This window comes from Luteimonas sp. KH_071 (genome assembly GCF_057838005.1).
Genome location: NZ_CM174458.1, coordinates 647,647 through 663,026 on the forward strand (window position 1 = coordinate 647,647; position 15,380 = coordinate 663,026).

Annotated in this window: 14 protein-coding genes; 7 read left to right on the top strand and 7 right to left on the bottom strand. The window is 62.2% G+C overall.

The features are described 5' to 3' along the window. Window positions 1-4: 4 nt before the first annotated feature. On the top strand, window positions 5-1,186 hold the full coding sequence (locus tag AC3IRM_RS03045) for a hypothetical protein (RefSeq protein ID WP_489204801.1): 1,182 nt from the start codon (window positions 5-7) through the stop codon (window positions 1,184-1,186). Window positions 1,187-1,732: 546 nt separating this feature from the next. On the opposite strand, the gene AC3IRM_RS03050 is transcribed toward AC3IRM_RS03045, so the two are convergent. The 7 genes from AC3IRM_RS03050 to AC3IRM_RS03080 form a co-directional block, all read right to left on the bottom strand. Then, on the bottom strand, window positions 1,733-3,628 hold the full coding sequence (locus AC3IRM_RS03050; protein WP_489204802.1) for a hypothetical protein: 1,896 nt from the start codon (window positions 3,626-3,628) through the stop codon (window positions 1,733-1,735). Between the two features lie 2 nt (window positions 3,629-3,630). Beyond that, window positions 3,631-4,761 (bottom strand): dTDP-4-amino-4,6-dideoxygalactose transaminase, encoded by a 1,131-nt coding sequence (gene rffA / locus AC3IRM_RS03055; protein ID WP_489204803.1) that lies wholly within the window; start codon window positions 4,759-4,761, stop codon window positions 3,631-3,633. Between the two features lie 36 nt (window positions 4,762-4,797). Continuing rightward, the gene (locus AC3IRM_RS03060; protein ID WP_489204804.1) at window positions 4,798-5,166 is read right to left on the bottom strand and encodes an EamA family transporter; all 369 of its coding nucleotides are present in this window, start codon (window positions 5,164-5,166) and stop codon (window positions 4,798-4,800) included. A gap of 11 nt (window positions 5,167-5,177) precedes the next feature. Next, a complete protein-coding gene (locus tag AC3IRM_RS03065) occupies window positions 5,178-5,951 on the bottom strand; it encodes a GNAT family N-acetyltransferase (protein ID WP_489204805.1) in 774 nt (257 codons plus the stop codon). After that, the gene (locus AC3IRM_RS03070; RefSeq protein WP_489204806.1) at window positions 5,944-6,909 is read right to left on the bottom strand and encodes a glycosyltransferase family 2 protein; all 966 of its coding nucleotides are present in this window, start codon (window positions 6,907-6,909) and stop codon (window positions 5,944-5,946) included. Before AC3IRM_RS03070 ends, AC3IRM_RS03065 begins: the two co-directional genes overlap by 8 nt. A gap of 96 nt (window positions 6,910-7,005) precedes the next feature. Next, entirely contained in the window at window positions 7,006-7,953 is a 948-nt protein-coding gene (locus AC3IRM_RS03075) for an electron transfer flavoprotein subunit alpha/FixB family protein (protein WP_489204807.1), read from the bottom strand. Between the two features lie 96 nt (window positions 7,954-8,049). Continuing rightward, the gene (locus AC3IRM_RS03080; protein ID WP_489204808.1) at window positions 8,050-8,796 is read right to left on the bottom strand and encodes an electron transfer flavoprotein subunit beta/FixA family protein; all 747 of its coding nucleotides are present in this window, start codon (window positions 8,794-8,796) and stop codon (window positions 8,050-8,052) included. A gap of 181 nt (window positions 8,797-8,977) precedes the next feature. On the opposite strand from AC3IRM_RS03080, the gene cysD reads away from it, so the two are divergent. From cysD to rfbD, 6 genes are all read left to right on the top strand, one after another. After that, complete coding sequence (cysD, locus tag AC3IRM_RS03085) at window positions 8,978-9,925, top strand: sulfate adenylyltransferase subunit CysD (protein WP_489204809.1); 948 nt, start codon at window positions 8,978-8,980, stop codon at window positions 9,923-9,925. Then, a complete protein-coding gene (gene cysC / locus AC3IRM_RS03090; protein WP_489204810.1) occupies window positions 9,925-11,760 on the top strand; it encodes an adenylyl-sulfate kinase in 1,836 nt (611 codons plus the stop codon). Before cysD ends, cysC begins: the two co-directional genes overlap by 1 nt. A gap of 198 nt (window positions 11,761-11,958) precedes the next feature. After that, window positions 11,959-13,014 (top strand): dTDP-glucose 4,6-dehydratase, encoded by a 1,056-nt coding sequence (gene rfbB / locus AC3IRM_RS03095; RefSeq protein ID WP_489204811.1) that lies wholly within the window; start codon window positions 11,959-11,961, stop codon window positions 13,012-13,014. Further along, on the top strand, window positions 13,011-13,898 hold the full coding sequence (gene rfbA / locus AC3IRM_RS03100) for a glucose-1-phosphate thymidylyltransferase RfbA (RefSeq protein WP_489204812.1): 888 nt from the start codon (window positions 13,011-13,013) through the stop codon (window positions 13,896-13,898). Before rfbB ends, rfbA begins: the two co-directional genes overlap by 4 nt. Further along, window positions 13,895-14,452 carry a dTDP-4-dehydrorhamnose 3,5-epimerase gene (gene rfbC / locus AC3IRM_RS03105; RefSeq protein ID WP_489204813.1) on the top strand — a complete coding sequence of 186 codons (558 nt, stop codon included), beginning with the start codon at window positions 13,895-13,897 and terminating at the stop codon, window positions 14,450-14,452. The genes rfbA and rfbC overlap by 4 nt, the downstream gene beginning before the upstream one ends. Beyond that, entirely contained in the window at window positions 14,449-15,354 is a 906-nt protein-coding gene (gene rfbD, locus AC3IRM_RS03110; protein ID WP_489204814.1) for a dTDP-4-dehydrorhamnose reductase, read from the top strand. Before rfbC ends, rfbD begins: the two co-directional genes overlap by 4 nt. Window positions 15,355-15,380 lie beyond the last annotated feature (26 nt).

The following is a 15,380-nucleotide window of genomic DNA, read 5'->3' on the forward strand; positions in this document are numbered from 1 at the left end:
ACTGATGTCCAGCATCAAGCCCCTACATGGCACATCGGCGCGTTGGCGCGGCTTCTTCCGGAGGGGCTGCGGCACGCTCCTCTGCACGGCACTCGCGCTCGCGGCGCTTCTGGTCTTTGCCTACGCCAAGATCGGTGAGTTCCCCGGCATCGATGGACCCATCTCGTTCGACGGTAACTACTACACGCTCATCGGCAGCGAGGGCTACCGCTTCAGCGGAAACATCGAGGAACAGAACAATACAGCGTTCCTGCCGTTGATGGGGCTTGCTATTCAGGGGGCGCGCCTTCTCATACCGGGCCATTTCCCGCTGGCAGAAGTGGCGGCTCTAGGATTTGTAATCCTGCTTGCCACCTTGCTGGGAATTCATCGTCTAACGCTCGCACTTTCCAATGATGTCGGCGCCGCCGCAATAGCTGCCGCGTTCTGGGCCTTCTCGCCCATCGCCTTCTACAATTTTGTGGGATACGCCGATCCGCTTTACGCGCTATTGACTGTGTGGTCGCTGTTCTTCGTAGTGAGGGAGAGGTTCTGGGCTGCGTGCTTCCTTGCGGGCCTAGCAATGCTGACCCGGCCGCAGGCGGCTGTGCTCGTGGTGTTCGTGCTCTGTATGTTGGCCTTGCATCAACGGGCGGACTGGCGATCGATCCTTTCCAGCGCCGCCCCGGCCCAGGCGGCCGTCACGGTAATGCCTATCCTGTTGTTCGCCACCTACTGCGCAGTCGCTTTTGGTGATTCGGCGCTGTATGTCAATTCTCTCGAGGCTTGGCGGAACGGCAGCTTCTTGGATGGAAATCTTCCCGTGTGGAAGGCCGTGCCATACTTCGTTTCCACTGCGTCGGAGGGTGCGAACGCGTTGAGCGTATGGACGATCTTTCTGGCCTCTACGACGCTCTGCCTGGTATTTGGACTCTTGCTGTTTGCGCTTAGCGCATCTCGTGTGGTCGCCGTGTTCTACGTGGCGACTTTGCTATTCCTCGCGGCGACCATCTCTTTCGATGCGATTAACTTCGCGCGGCACATGCTGTTTCTTGTCCCGTGGGCAGTGCTCGCCGCGATCGCGCACGTGCGCGCCGTGCCCACCTGGTGGGCACGCATACCCATTCTTCTGGCGTGGATTGGGTTCTCGCTCTCGGTCAATCTGGTCGCGGTAGGACGTTATTATCGTGGGGAGTGGGTATCGTGACAACGCGCGGAATTGTCACTGCAGCGAACCTGATCCTGATCGCGGGCGGTCTCACTTGGGGCCTGTGCCTGCTGGGAACGGCTCGTAGCAAGGCGGACTACGTGACCGATCGTGTCGGAGATGTGCCGCTTCCGTGTGCCTGGTCCTCGCTCGGGAACCCGGACATAAAGACGCTTGGCCTTAGTCACGAACCTCACCATTCCTGGAGTGATCGGCGCGTCGTCTACATTGCTTTTCGTGCTCCTCCGCTGCCCCAAGGCGGCAGCGCGGAGTTCGAGGTAATCGCACTTCTTGGTAAACGCATCGACGTTGCCATGAGGGGGGAGGATGGACGTGCACGCGTGAAGGATGGCGGTGTCCATCGGATCCCGCTTTCACCTTCGGATACGTCAACCATCCGTGTCATCGAGATGCGGACACAGAGAATGCAACCGCCGACGGCGGGCGGCGACAGCCGTTGGCTGGGCGCCGCGATTAGCCGGTTCAGGGCATGTCCCGCGGGCGAAGGGTGATCCGGCCCACCTTGCCGGTGGCCGGATCTTGAGGTTATTGCGCGCAGTTGATCGGCGCGAACGATGCGCGCGCGAGGACCTGCTGACTCTCCGCCTCAAGCAGAGAAAGTGTCGTGCCGGATGGAACACGAGCAGCCATTTCGAGTGGGAGCGTGTTGTTGTCGTGCTCCGAGATCAGGATGCGCGGATGCCCCGGGGTATCGATCCACAACTGCAGGCGGCCGGCCGCCGCCCCCTGGTTGGCGCGTATTCGGATCATCTGCGCGCCACTCGTGTCACCGCATCCTTCTGCGCCGGCAAAGGCCTGCAGCGTGATTCCCAGCTGAGCCTCGTCACCGTCTACCGTCACCTCAGCGGCTTCAGTTTCCGTCTCGTCGAGCGTTTGTACGAGGCCGGGCACGGTCTGGGCAGATGGGTAAAGTCGATTACGCATCTGGAACGCGGGCGAAAAGATGTTGAGTTGGTGCCCGGCGAGAAGTGCCATCAGGCGTTCGCGCTGCTCCGGGGGGTATTCGCACACCGTCAGGATGTCTGGGCAAGCCGATGCATTCGTGGGGTCGTCGGCTAGACGCTGCATGACCAGTGATGCATTTTGCCAATAGGGCGTCAGATAACGGGGGAGTTGCCAACTCGCACGTGTGACGGCCAGTTGGGTGAGCAGTAACGCAAGTGAGACGACGAGAATGGCCAATGTCTCGATGTCTCGGCGGCGAGTCATCGATGACGGGGAGGTCACGCCGAGCCGGTGGACGAACAAGACCACTATGGCGACTAGGCCCAGCTGATAGAACAGGGCATAACGGGGTTGGTGCAGATAGCCCCAGCCGAAGGTCGGCACACGGCCGAACACGATTCCAGCCGTCAAGGCATAGGACAGCAGCATCAGAAACACGGCGATTGCAAGCACGCGGCTACGGCTGCCCGAACGGGCAGCGGTCAGTGCGACTGCCCAGAAATACACATGCAGCAACCCGACAAAGAGTGCCAGGCTCGCCATGGCTACACCGGGCGACTCCGGAAAGAAACGCTGCAGGTGTTCGGCGTGAACGAGGCCGTCAGAAAACGGGATCATCGCGCCGCGAATCGCCTCGGTCGATAAGAATAATTCGACGAGACTGCGCCCAGAATCTGAAGAGGTTCCGAGGCCGCGGCTCGAAGCGACATAAAGAACGACGCGCGCCACCAGCAGACCGCCGAGCGCAGCTGCTCCCGCCACGATCTTGTTGCGCCGCGACGCCGGCGAGAACAGGCCGATCGCGATGACGGATGCCACGAAAACGATGATCGCCACCTCGTCGATCACCAGGCCTTGCAGCAGTCCAAAGGGCGCCATCCACCAGACATGACGGCCTTCGACGATACATACGGCGGCAATGAAGTAGAGGGTGGCAGCGAGCAACGTGACGTAGATCAGGGTGACGAGCGACCACGTGAAGACGTTGGTGCTGTTGATCGAAAGGCCCAGCACAAACACGAGTGCCAAGACGGCCGGAGTGCATACGTGCGTCAGACCCTCACGCCGCTGCGAAACCCAAGACGCGAGGGTCAACGTACTGCACCATGCGATGCCAAAGACCGTGCCGATCAGCCCTTCCACCCGGAAATCCATGTCGAAGTACCGGGTGTGAAACAACAGGATCAGCTTCTGGAGCGGCTGGGCGTGATCGCTGCCTCCGCGCTGCACGAACAGATCCCAGAAGCGCAAAGAGCCGTCGAGATACTTCGAGACGAACACATCGAGGAAGTACCAAGCGTCGGCCTGCAACAGCGGCCCCGCGGCAACGCTGCTGAAAGCCCATGCATTAAGAACGGCGCAGCCGGCGATAAGCAGGCCAATCCCGAGCCCCGTTCTGATCGCCAATGGCGTCTCCAGCCAACGGCGCCATCGAGGCAACGTGGTGGAGATGCTCCAGGATGCGGAGTGCATCATCGTCAAAGTGTTCCCAGGGCCGCGTCTGCTGCGTCCAGCACCCTGTCTATCTGGTCTTCCAAACCGACCCACAAAGGCAGTCGGACGAGGCGCTCGCTCTGGCGATCCGTCACATTCATAGATCCGCTGTGCCGGCCCACACGCGTGCCCTCCGGAGCGGAATGCAGCGGGATGTAATGGAAAACCGTTTGCACACCAGCCGACTTCATGTGCGAGATGAAATGAGCGCGGGTCTCTTGGTCGGGCAGCAGGAGATAGTACATGTGAGCATTGTGTTGGCAATCCGCCGGTACGACTGGGCGACGCACCAGGCCGCCAGCTTCGTGGCGGTCAGCCCAAGTGTGATAGCGGTCCCAGAGCGCGAGTCGGCGCGCTGTGATGTCGTCCGCGGCCTCCATCTGGGCCGCTAGGAATGCTGCGGTGATTTCACCGGGCAAGTAGGACGACCCCAGATCCACCCATGTGTACTTGTCCACTTGGCCGCGAAAAAAACGACTCCGGTTGGTGCCCTTCTCACGGACGATTTCAGCGCGCTCGGCGAACGTGGCGTCTCGGCAGAGCAGGGCGCCACCTTCGCCCGAAATGATGTTCTTGGTCTCGTGAAAGCTCAGCGCGCCGAGATCGCCGATTGTTCCAAGTGGGTGACCCCTGTAAGTCGACATGACGGCTTGCGCTGCGTCCTCGATCACCCGCAATCCGTGACGCTGAGCGATCTCCATGATGACGTCCATCTCACATGCGACCCCGGCGTAATGAACCACGCAGATCGCCTTCGTGCGGGGGGTGATTGCCGCCTCGATACGCGCCTCGTCGAGATTGAGAGTGTCCTCTCGAATGTCGACGAAGACCGGTACCGCTCCGCGCAGCGCAAACGCATTCGCCGTTGAGACAAACGTGTACGACGGCATAATCACCTCGTCGCCCGGGACGAGGTCTAGCAGCAGCGCAGCCATCTCCAGCGCTGCAGTACAGGAGTGTGTGAGCAAGGCCGTCGAGGCCTGCGTCGTTTCACGTAGCCACGCGTGACACTGCCTCGTGTACGGACCATCCCCAGAAAGATGACCGTTGCTGTGCGCCTGCGCGATGTAGGAGAGCTCGCGGCCGGTCATATAGGGTTTGTTGAATGGAATCATGCCGATCTTCTTCTAGTAACGTGGAGGCGAACCCGGTCAACCTCTGCTGAGGACGGCCAAACCGGCAATGACGAGGAAAAGGCCGACGATCTTCGGACGCGTCAGCGCCTCGCCGAACAGCGGAATAGCCAAAAGACCGACCAGCAGGAAGTTCAGAGCCATAAACGGGTAGGCTTTGCTCAGCTCCAGCCGTGACATGGCCGCCATCCAGCATAACGATGCCAGGAATGCGGCTGCGAGAGCAGAGATCACCCAAGGACGCATAAGCAGGACGATCATTGCCGGCCAGTCATCCATAAAGCGGAATGGCGGTGTAGCGGGCGTTGTGACCTGCCACTTCAGAACGAGCTGGCCGTAGGTGGTCAGCAGGATGGTGGCGGCCACCATCAGCCAGGGAAAGATCATGGGCATATTGGTTATGCTCCGCGCGCCGACGGCGAGACGTTGACGTGGTAGGTGTCAAAAGCGCGATCGATCACGAGCCCGGCGCGGGCCCATACACGTTGCACCCCGTAGTTCCATACTTGCGTAGAGATCACGAGGGACTCGAAGCCAGCGTGGCGATAATGCGCAATGAGAAAGTGCAGCAACGAGGAATAGAGACCTCGGCCGGCCCAAGCCGGATCGGTCGCATTGAGGACAATTTCGATTTCAGAGTGATCCGTTTGCAGTTTGCAGGTTGCGAAACTGCGAACAGCGCCGTCGATACGGTGCACCCAAGTTTGCTTTCCGTCGGAGGGGCGGATCGCGTAATCCAATGCCCATTCGACATAACCCTCGAGGATCGCTACCGCTGGCAGCAGGGGGTTGGCATGGTAATGGTTGCGGTAGCCCTCAAAACTTCGTCGTACAACCGTTTCGAGCGACACGGCATCGCCGCTCTCAGCTTGGCCAATGCTTGCCTCCCTGTTCGAGACAGGTGTGTTTGGCGATGCGTCGAGCGGTATTCGGTAGTAAACGAGCGTATCGGCGTGGATTGGCACCAGCCCGGAGTCCGCCAGAGCGCCGATCTGTCGGACGTCGCCAGCTTCGCAACGAAAAATCGCGATATCGGGGCGCAGAGCGGCGATGTCCGTGCTGACCTGATCGCAGGGGGCGTCCTTGTTGACGACTCCTCTCGCGATCCGCAAGCCGAACCGGTGGGATTCCAGCTCGGAATGCTTCAGCGCGTGCGATGCACCGTCACGCATGCTCCGCTCCCGTGTCGTCGGCAACGATGAAGTTGGGGCGATGCTTTACTTGGCCGTGGAGCTTACCTACGTACAAGCCGACGATGCCTACGCTGGAAACTACCACGCCCCCGACCAGCCATATGGACGCGACGATACTGGTGAAACCGGCGACTGCGATATCACCGACGGCGTAGCGATACACGCTCAGCGCGACTATGCATAGTGAAAGAAACGCGAATGCGAGCCCCGTGCGCACGACAAGCCGCAACGGCTTGTCGGAAAACGAGAGCGCTACATTAGTTGCCAAGCGCATAAGCTGGCGCAAACTGTAGCCGCTTCGCCCCTCTGCGCGTCGTGCATGTGTGACCGGTACGAGTGACGCGGTAAAACCGGTCCATCTAACGAGGAGCGGGAAAAAGCGATCAGCTTCCGGCATCCTGTTTACCGCATCAATGACCTTGCGCGAATATGCGCCGTAATTTGCAGTCGACGCATCGTACGCACTGCCGGTGAGCCATCCCAGCAATCGGTAAAAGCCACGTGACCCAGCTTTCTTGAGATACGAGTCTTGTCTCTCCGTGCGACTTGCGAGTGCCACATCGGCACCTCGGCGCACGGCGGCGAGCAGCGCGGGAATCTCCTCGGGAACATCTTGCAGATCGCAGTCCATCACCACGACCACCCGTCCGCGGCTGTGTACTAGCCCGGCGCTGATCGCAGCGTGCTGACCGAAGTTGCGCGAAAGGCGCAGTCCGCGTACTTCCGGGCGTGCGGACGCGATCTCGGTGATTCGTGACCAGGCGTCGTCGGGGCTCCGGTCATCGACGAGGATGATCTCGTACGAGACGACTTCGGATGCGATGGCGGCTGCAACCCGGTCGACGAGTTCCTCCAGACAACCTCGGCAGCCATATACCGGCGAAACGACGGACAACTCCGGCCCGGGAGACTCATGCGCCGGATGTTGCGTGGACACGACTCGGCTCTCCAAAGTAGAAGCGCTCACGGCGCGCGCAACCGGCCGGCCGCGGCAGCAACGATAACGCAGGTGCAGTCGCGATGCGCAGCTTGATCAGCCATTGAGCTGTGCTTCGAGTTCCGGCAGCACCTTGAACAAATCGCCCACCAGTCCGATGTCCGCGATCTCGAAGATCGCCGAGTCGGCATCCTTGTTGATCGCGACGATGGTGCCGGCGTCCTTGATGCCGGTCAGGTGCTGGATCGCGCCGGAGATGCCGATCGCGATGTAGAGCTCGGGGGCGATGATTTTGCCGGTCTGGCCAACCTGGAGTTCGTTGGGCACGTAGCCGGCATCGACCGCAGCGCGGGAGGCGCCGACGGCGGCGCCGAGCTTGTCGGCGAAATCGAAGATGATCTTGAAGTTCTCTTCCGAGCCGACACCGCGGCCGCCCGAGACGACGCGCTTCGCGCTCTGGAGATCGGGACGGTCGGTGCTGCCTGCGGCAAGGCCGATGAACCGGGTGTGCGTGGGCAGGTCGGCGTCGACACTGGTCGTCTCGACCGAGGCGTTTGCGCCGCGCGCCGCTTCCTGCCAGGACGCGGTGCGCACGGTGGCGACGACCGGCTGATCAGCCGGTGCTTCGACGGTGATGATCGCGTTGCCCGCATAGATCGGGCGCTTGAAGACGTGGCTGCTCTCGACCGTCATCAGGTCGGAGATCTGGTTCACGCCCAGCAGGGCGGCCACGACCGGCATGAGGTCCTTGCCGAAGGTCGTCGATGGCGCGAACACGTGGCTGTAGCTCGCGGCGAGCTTGGCGACCTGCGGGCCCAGCACCTGCGCCAGTGCCTGCGCATTGGACGGGTTGGCGACCGCGAGCACTTTCGATACACCGGCGATAGTGGCCGCGTCGGTGGCGGCGCTGGCCGGATCGGCGGCGAACACCGCGACATCGATGGAGTCGGGCGACAGCGCCTGCGCCGCGGCGACGGTCTTGGCGGTCGCGCTGGCGTTCAGGGTGCCGTCGAGGTGCTCGGCGATGACAAGGACTTTGGACATGTTGGCAATTCTCCGAATACGTCGGGGAGTCGCGCTTCGCGTCGGCGCGCCCTCACCCCAACCCTCTCCCGCGAGCGGGATAGGGGGCTAGAAGCGTTACAGCAGGCCCTTGGCTTTCAGGGCGGCGACAAGCTCGGCTGCGTCCTTGACCATGACACCTTTGCCGCGTTTGGTCGGCGCCTCGTAGTGCGTGGTCTTGAGCGTATCGACGGACTCGACGCCGAGGTCCGCGAACGGAATCGACTCCATCGGCTTGGATTTCGCCTTCATGATGTCCGGCAGCTTAATGAAGCGCGGCTCGTTGAGGCGCAGGTCGGTCGTGACGACGGCCGGCAGGTCGACTTCGAGCGTCTCCAGGCCGGCATCGACCTCGCGCGTCACCGTCGCCTTGCCGTCGGCGATCTCGACCTTGGAGGCGAAGGTCGCCTGCGGACGTCCCCACAGCGTCGCCAGCATCTGGCCGGTCTGGTTGGCGTCGTCGTCGATCGCCTGCTTGCCGAGGATCACCAGGTCCGGCTGTTCCTTCTCGACCAGCTTGAGCAGGGTGCGGGCGGCCGTCAGCGGCTGGATCGCCTCGTCGCAGACCACATGGATGGCGCGGTTGGCGCCCATGGCCAGCCCGTTGCGCAGGTGCGCCTGAGCGTCGGCAGGCGCGATCGTCACCACCACGACCTCGGTCGCGATGCCTTTGTCGCGCAGGCGCAGGGCTGCTTCCAGCGCAATTTCATCGAAGGGGTTGGCCGACAGCTTGACGCCATCGGTGACCACGCCGGAACCGTCCGGCTTGACCTGGATGCGGACGTTGTAGTCCACCACGCGCTTGTAGGCGACGAGGATCTTCACGGAAAAACGCTCCTTGGGTATCAGCTGGAATGCGGCGTTGCAGGGGTGGTCCCGTCACGCGACCCTTGATTCTAACTCGGGGGCATCCAGTTGCGAACTTGACGACGCGTGGGCCGGTGGGTGACGCATGACAACGCGTCAGCCAGCAGCGTTTTCAGACCCTCCCGCGTACAATTGACGGATGGAAACCGCAGCGCACTTCGTATCATCTTCGCGATCCGACGTGTCGTCTGGCGCGTCCGTTCTGGATCGTCTGGAGGCTGAAAGCATCCATATTTTGCGTGAGACGGCTGCCGAGTGTTCGGCGCCTGTCTTGCTCTATTCGATCGGAAAAGACAGTTCCGTCCTGTTGCACCTGTTGCTGAAAGCCTTCGCGCCCGGCAGTCCCTCAATTCCGTTGTTGCACGTCGACACGCGATGGAAGTTTCGAGAAATGATCGAATTCCGCGACCGCCGCGCGGCTGAGACGGGTGTCAGGTTGCACGTGCATATCAATCCAGAAGGTGTGCGCGATGGGATCGATCCGCAGGTGCATGGCGCCGCCCGGCACACAGAGATCATGAAAACCTTTGCTCTCAAACAAGCGCTTGAGGCAGGTCATTACGATGCGGCGATTGGTGGTGCGCGGCGGGACGAGGAGAAATCGCGGGCGAAAGAGCGTGTGTTTTCGTTCCGCGACGGACGGCATCGTTGGGAGCCCAGGCAACAGCGGCCGGAACTTTGGGACCTCTACAATTCGCGTGTCTCGGCGGGCGAAAGTGTGCGTGTGTTTCCGCTTTCAAATTGGACCGAGCTCGATGTCTGGCGTTACATCAGGCGTGAGGACATTCCCGTAGTGCCGCTGTATTTCGCGAAACCCAGGCCGGTCGTGAAACGCAACGGTGTCTATCTGATGGCGGACGATGGGCGGTTCCGGCTGTCGCCTGGCGAAAAGATCGAGATGCGCAGCGTCCGGTTCCGCACACTGGGTTGCTACCCGCTGACGGGCGCCGTGGCGTCAGAGGCGACCGACCTCGACGCCATCATTCTGGAGATGGAATCAGGGCGGCAGTCTGAACGTGCGGGTCGCCTGATCGACCATGCTGAAGGCGATTCGATGGAGAAGAAGAAGCGCGAGGGATACTTCTAATGCCGCGTGACGCCTCTGAATTCCTGCGACTAGTCGCCTGCGGAAATGTCGACGATGGGAAAAGCACACTGATCGGGCGTCTTCTGTATGAAAGCGGCAGCGTGCCTGATGACGAGATCGCGGCTCTGGCGAAAGCAAGTGCGTTGCACGGAACGCGTGGAGGCGAACTCGACTTCGCGTTGTTGCTCGACGGCCTCGAGGCCGAGCGTGAGCAGGGCATCACGATCGACGTGGCATGGCGCCACCTCGATACGCGCACCAGGCGCTTCCTCATCGCCGATTGTCCTGGGCACGTGCAGTACACACGCAACATGGCTACGGGCGCCTCCAAGGCCGATGTCGCGATCATGGTCGTCGATGTTGTCAAAGGGCTTTTGCCGCAGACCTTGCAGCACACCACCATCGTTGCGCTGCTTGGCGTCAAGCATGTGGTGCTTGCGGTCAACAAGATGGATCGGGTCGATTACGACCGTGCGATTTTCGATGACCTCGTCGCGCGCTATCGAGAGCACGCCGCACAGCTTGGCGTGCTCCACGTCGAAGCGTTGCCTGTCTCTGCCGCCCTTGGAGTAAATGTTTCTAGACGTTCGGGAGAGGCTCCTTGGTACGAGGGGCCGAGTGTTCTTGAATTGCTGCAGTCGATCGAAGTGAGTACTGTTCGCTCCGCTCCGCGTCTGGCGATTCAGCAGGTCATACGGGATGATTCGGGCGCGCGCTGGCTGGCCGGGAGCCTGACCGGCGGTTGTCTCGAAACCGGCGCTCGGGTGCGAGTGGAACCCTCCGGTGCCGTCGCTAACGTCGAATCGATTCTGCGTGCAGGTGAGGAGGCGTGCGTCGCGGATGCCGGCGATGCGGTGGCCATTCGTCTTGGCCAGGATGTCGATGCAGGTCGAGGCGACGTGTTGACGCCTGTCGATGCGCCGTTTCAAGTCAGCGACCAGTTCGCGGCCGACGTTTTCTGGTTCGATGACGTTCCGCTGGTGGCAGGAAGGCGCTATCGCTTCAAGCTTGCAAGCCGGACTGTCGGTGCGCGCGTCGTCGAGATTCGCCATCGACTGGATCCGGAAAGCCTACAGTCGTTGGCAGCCCGTCAGCTCGATTTCAACGGTATTGGCGTCATTTCATTGGCGCTCGACGCGCCCGTTGCATTCACACCGTACCGTGAGAACCGTGGGCTTGGCGCCTTCATCCTCATCGACTCGATCAGTAACGCGACCGTCGGGGCTGGGATGATCCGGCATGGCTTGCGTCGTGCGGACAACGTGCCGTGGCAGATGGTCGACGTAGACCAAGCCGCGCGCGCCGCGCTCAAAGGCCATCGCGCGCGCTGTATCTGGTTTACGGGTCTGTCGGGTGCGGGCAAAACGACCATCGCCAACCTGGTGGAGCGGGGACTGGCTTCGCGCGGTCTGCACACTTATCTGCTCGACGGCGACAACCTGCGGCATGGGCTCAATAGCGACCTTGGCTTCACCGACCGCGACCGAATCGAAAGCCAGCGCCGTGTGTCGAATGTGGCCAGACTCATGACAGACGCCGGCTTGCTGGTTCTTGTCAGCTTGATCTCGCCGTTTCGTTCAGAAAGGGATGCGGCACGCGCACTGTTTGCGAAGGGCGACTTCATTGAGGTCTTTGTGGATACGCCGATCGAGATCGCTGAGCGACGCGATGTCAAAGGGTTCTACGCGAAAGCACGCCGTGGTGAGCTGCCTAACTTCACCGGAATCGATTCGCCTTACGAGCTTCCGATGTTTCCGGAGCTGGTGCTGAATACGTCGGAAGCGCCCCCAGAAGTTTTGGCCGAGCAAGTCATCTCCTATCTCTTGGAGAGGTAAGCAGGAGGACGGAGGCAGCTTTGTCCCAAGGTCATTCAGGCGCGAGAGGACGTCATCCCTACCGCTGGGTCCTGCAGGATCGCAGAGATCGCCCGGTTTGGATGGGCGGCTCCGGTCAACTGGGTAACGGTACGTGCTTGCCGATATCCTTTCGGTTTTGCGCATAGCAGATCAGATCCATTCAACAGGAGAGCGTTAGTGCCTATTTGGCTCGTCACCGGCGGCGCCGGCTTCATCGGCGGAAATTTCGTACTGGAGGCCGTGCGTCGCGGCGTCCGCGTGATCAATCTCGATGCCCTGACCTATGCGGGCAACCTGCAGACCCTGGCGTCGATCGAATCCGATCCCAACCATGTGTTCGTGCACGGCGACATCGGCGACCGCGCGCTCGTCGCGGGGCTGCTGGCCGAGCATCAGCCCGATGCGGTGCTGAATTTCGCCGCAGAAAGCCACGTCGACCGTTCGATCGACGGCCCGGCCGCGTTCATCGAAACCAACGTCGTCGGCACGCTCGGCCTGCTCGAGTCGGTGCGCGACTACTGGAAGGCGCTGCCGGACGGCCGCCGCGAGGCATTCCGTTTTCTGCATGTCTCGACGGACGAGGTCTACGGCACGCTGGGTGAAACCGGCAAGTTCTCCGAGACCACGCCTTACGCGCCGAATTCGCCGTATTCGGCTTCCAAGGCCGCGTCCGACCATCTGGTGCGTGCGTTCCACCACACCTACGGATTGCCGGTGCTCACCACCAACTGCTCGAACAATTACGGCCCGTACCATTTCCCGGAGAAGCTCATCCCGCTGGTGATCGCCAAGGCGCTGGCCGGCGAGCCGCTCCCGGTCTACGGCGACGGCAAGCAGGTCCGCGACTGGCTGTTCGTCACCGACCACTGCGCCGCGATCCGCACCGTGCTCGAGAAGGGGCGGGTCGGCGAAACCTACAACGTGGGTGGCGATTCCGAGCGTCAGAACATCGAGGTGGTCGAGACGATCTGTCGTCTGCTCGACGCGCGTCGTCCTCGAGAGGATGGACAGTCGCGCGCCACGCAGATCACCTACGTGACTGATCGTCCGGGCCACGACCGCCGCTATGCGATCGACGCGTCGAAGCTGCAGGGCGAGCTCGGCTGGAAGCCCGAGCACACGTTCGAGAGCGGCATCGAGGCGACCGTGGACTGGTATCTCGACAACCAGCCGTGGGTGCAGCGCATTCTCGATGGCAGTTACCGGCTTGAGCGCATGGGAGCCGACGCATGACCGCGCGCAAGGGCATCATTCTCGCCGGCGGATCGGGCACGCGGCTGTATCCGATCACCAAGGGCGTCAGCAAGCAGCTGCTGCCGGTCTACGACAAGCCGATGATCTATTACCCGCTCAGCGTGCTGATGCTGGCCGGCATCCGCGAGGTGCTGATCATCAACACGCCGCACGAGCAGGTGCTGTTCCAGACCCTGCTCGGCGATGGTTCGCAGTGGGGCATGGACATCCAGTACGCCGTGCAGCCGAGTCCGGATGGTCTGGCACAGGCCTATCTGATCGGTCGCGATTTCGTCGGCGGCAAGCCGAGCTGCCTGGTGCTGGGCGACAACATCTTCCACGGCCACGGCCTGACCGACACGCTGAAGAGCGCCGATGCGCGCGGCGATGGCGCGACGGTGTTCGGCTACTGGGTCAACGATCCGGAGCGCTACGGCGTGGCCGAGTTCGATGCCGCGGGCAAGGTCATCGACATCGCCGAGAAGCCGGAGACGCCGCGTTCGAACTACGCCGTCACGGGCCTGTATTTCTACGACGGGCGTGCCAGCGACTACGCCGCTGAACTGAAGCCTTCACCGCGTGGCGAACTGGAGATCACCGATCTCAATCGCCGCTATCTCGACGAAGGCGCGCTGTATCTCGAGCAGCTCGGTCGCGGCTTTGCGTGGCTCGACACCGGCACGCACCAGTCCCTGCACGAGGCCTCCAATTTCATCCAGACCATCCAGGACCGTCAGGGTCTGCAGGTGTGCTGTCCGGAGGAAATCGCGTACGGCAACGGCTGGATCGACGCCGAGCAGTTGTTGGCGCTCGCCAGGCCGCTGTCCAAGAATGGCTATGGCCAGTACCTGATGTCGCTTCTTGAACGCGGGATTGTGCGTTGAAGATCGTCGAGACAAAACTGCCGGGCGCCTTCGTCATCGAGCCTACGGTGTTCGGTGACGCACGTGGCTTCTTTTTCGAGACCTGGAATGCCGAGCGTTTCGGCCAGCACGGTTTGCCCGCAAACTTCGTGCAGAGCAACGTGTCGTCATCGTCCAAGGGCGTGCTGCGTGGGTTGCATTACCAGTGGCCACGGCCGCAGGGCAAGCTGGTCAGCGTGCTGCGCGGCGAGGTGCTCGATGTTGCCGTCGACATCCGTCGCGGATCGCCGACGTTCGGGCAGTGGGCGGGAATGATCCTCAGCGAGGAGAACAAGCGCCAGTTCTGGATTCCGGAAGGATTTGCGCATGGTTTCGCGGTCCTGTCCGACAGCGCGGTCTTCAGCTACCTCTGCACCGATGTATACGTGAAGGAAGCAGATGCCGGCGTGCGCTGGAACGATCCTGCGATCGGTGTCGATTGGCAGCTTGATGCGCCGCTGCTGTCCGACAAGGACACCCATGCGCCTTTGCTGGCCGACATCGCCGAGGATCGGCTGCCGGTGTTCGCCGCATGATCTCGCTGCTCTTCGGTGCGAACGGGCAGGTGGGGCAGGAACTGCTGCGCGCGCTGGCGCCGATGGGCGAGGTGGTCGCCACGACCCGGACCGGCATGCTGCCCGACGGCGACGCGTGTCTGACCGCTGACTTTTCGGATCCTGGATCGATTGTGGCGCTACTCGACGCAACGCGACCGACACGGGTGATCAATGCCGCCGCGTACACCGCGGTCGACAAGGCCGAGAGCGAGCCCGCGGCGGCGCAGGCCGCGAATGCGGAGACCCCAGGCGCGATCGCGCGCTGGTGCGCCGCGCATGCTGTGCCGCTGGTGCATTACTCCACGGACTATGTGTTCGATGGCAGTGGCTCGCGTCCGTATCGCCCCGATGACGCCACGGCGCCGCTCGGCGTCTACGGCGCGAGCAAGTTCGCGGGCGAAGAAGCGATCCGTGCTGCCGGGGGGCGCCATCTGATCTTCCGCACCGCATGGGTGTATGCCGCACACAGTCAGAATTTCCTGCGCTCGATGCTGCGCGTCGGCGCCGAACGCAATGTGCTGCGCGTCGTGGCCGACCAGATCGGCACGCCGACGCCTGCGGCGTTGATCGCCGACGTCACCGCGCAGATTTTGCGTGCTGACGATCCGGGATCCGGCACCTGGCATCTCACGGCGACCGGGGAAACCAGCTGGCACGGGTTTGCCGGAGCGATCTTCGACGGCGCGGTCAAGCGCGGACTGATCGCACGTGCGCCGAGAGTCGAAGCCATCACCACGGCCGACTATCCGACCCCCGCCAGGCGTCCTGCCTATTCGCGACTGGACACCACGACGCTGGAACACGACTTCGGGATCGCGCTGCCGACCTGGCAGGCCGGGTTGGACGGCGTGCTCGATACGCTGGCAGCCGCGCAGCGCTGAGCCTGCGGTGTCGCGGACATCAGAAC

Bases quoted from the DNA above. Each gene is read 5' to 3' on its own strand.
- AC3IRM_RS03045 (WP_489204801.1), top strand. From the start codon at position 5: ATGTCCAGCATCAAGCCCCTACATGGCACATCGGCGCGTTGGCGCGGC.
- AC3IRM_RS03050 (WP_489204802.1), bottom strand. From the start codon at position 3,628: ATGATGCACTCCGCATCCTGGAGCATCTCCACCACGTTGCCTCGATGG.
- rffA (WP_489204803.1), bottom strand. From the start codon at position 4,761: ATGATTCCATTCAACAAACCCTATATGACCGGCCGCGAGCTCTCCTAC.
- AC3IRM_RS03060 (WP_489204804.1), bottom strand. From the start codon at position 5,166: ATGATCTTTCCCTGGCTGATGGTGGCCGCCACCATCCTGCTGACCACC.
- AC3IRM_RS03065 (WP_489204805.1), bottom strand. From the start codon at position 5,951: ATGCGTGACGGTGCATCGCACGCGCTGAAGCATTCCGAGCTGGAATCC.
- AC3IRM_RS03075 (WP_489204807.1), bottom strand. From the start codon at position 7,953: ATGTCCAAAGTCCTTGTCATCGCCGAGCACCTCGACGGCACCCTGAAC.
- cysD (WP_489204809.1), top strand. From the start codon at position 8,978: ATGGAAACCGCAGCGCACTTCGTATCATCTTCGCGATCCGACGTGTCG.
- cysC (WP_489204810.1), top strand. From the start codon at position 9,925: ATGCCGCGTGACGCCTCTGAATTCCTGCGACTAGTCGCCTGCGGAAAT.
- rfbA (WP_489204812.1), top strand. From the start codon at position 13,011: ATGACCGCGCGCAAGGGCATCATTCTCGCCGGCGGATCGGGCACGCGG.
- rfbD (WP_489204814.1), top strand. From the start codon at position 14,449: ATGATCTCGCTGCTCTTCGGTGCGAACGGGCAGGTGGGGCAGGAACTG.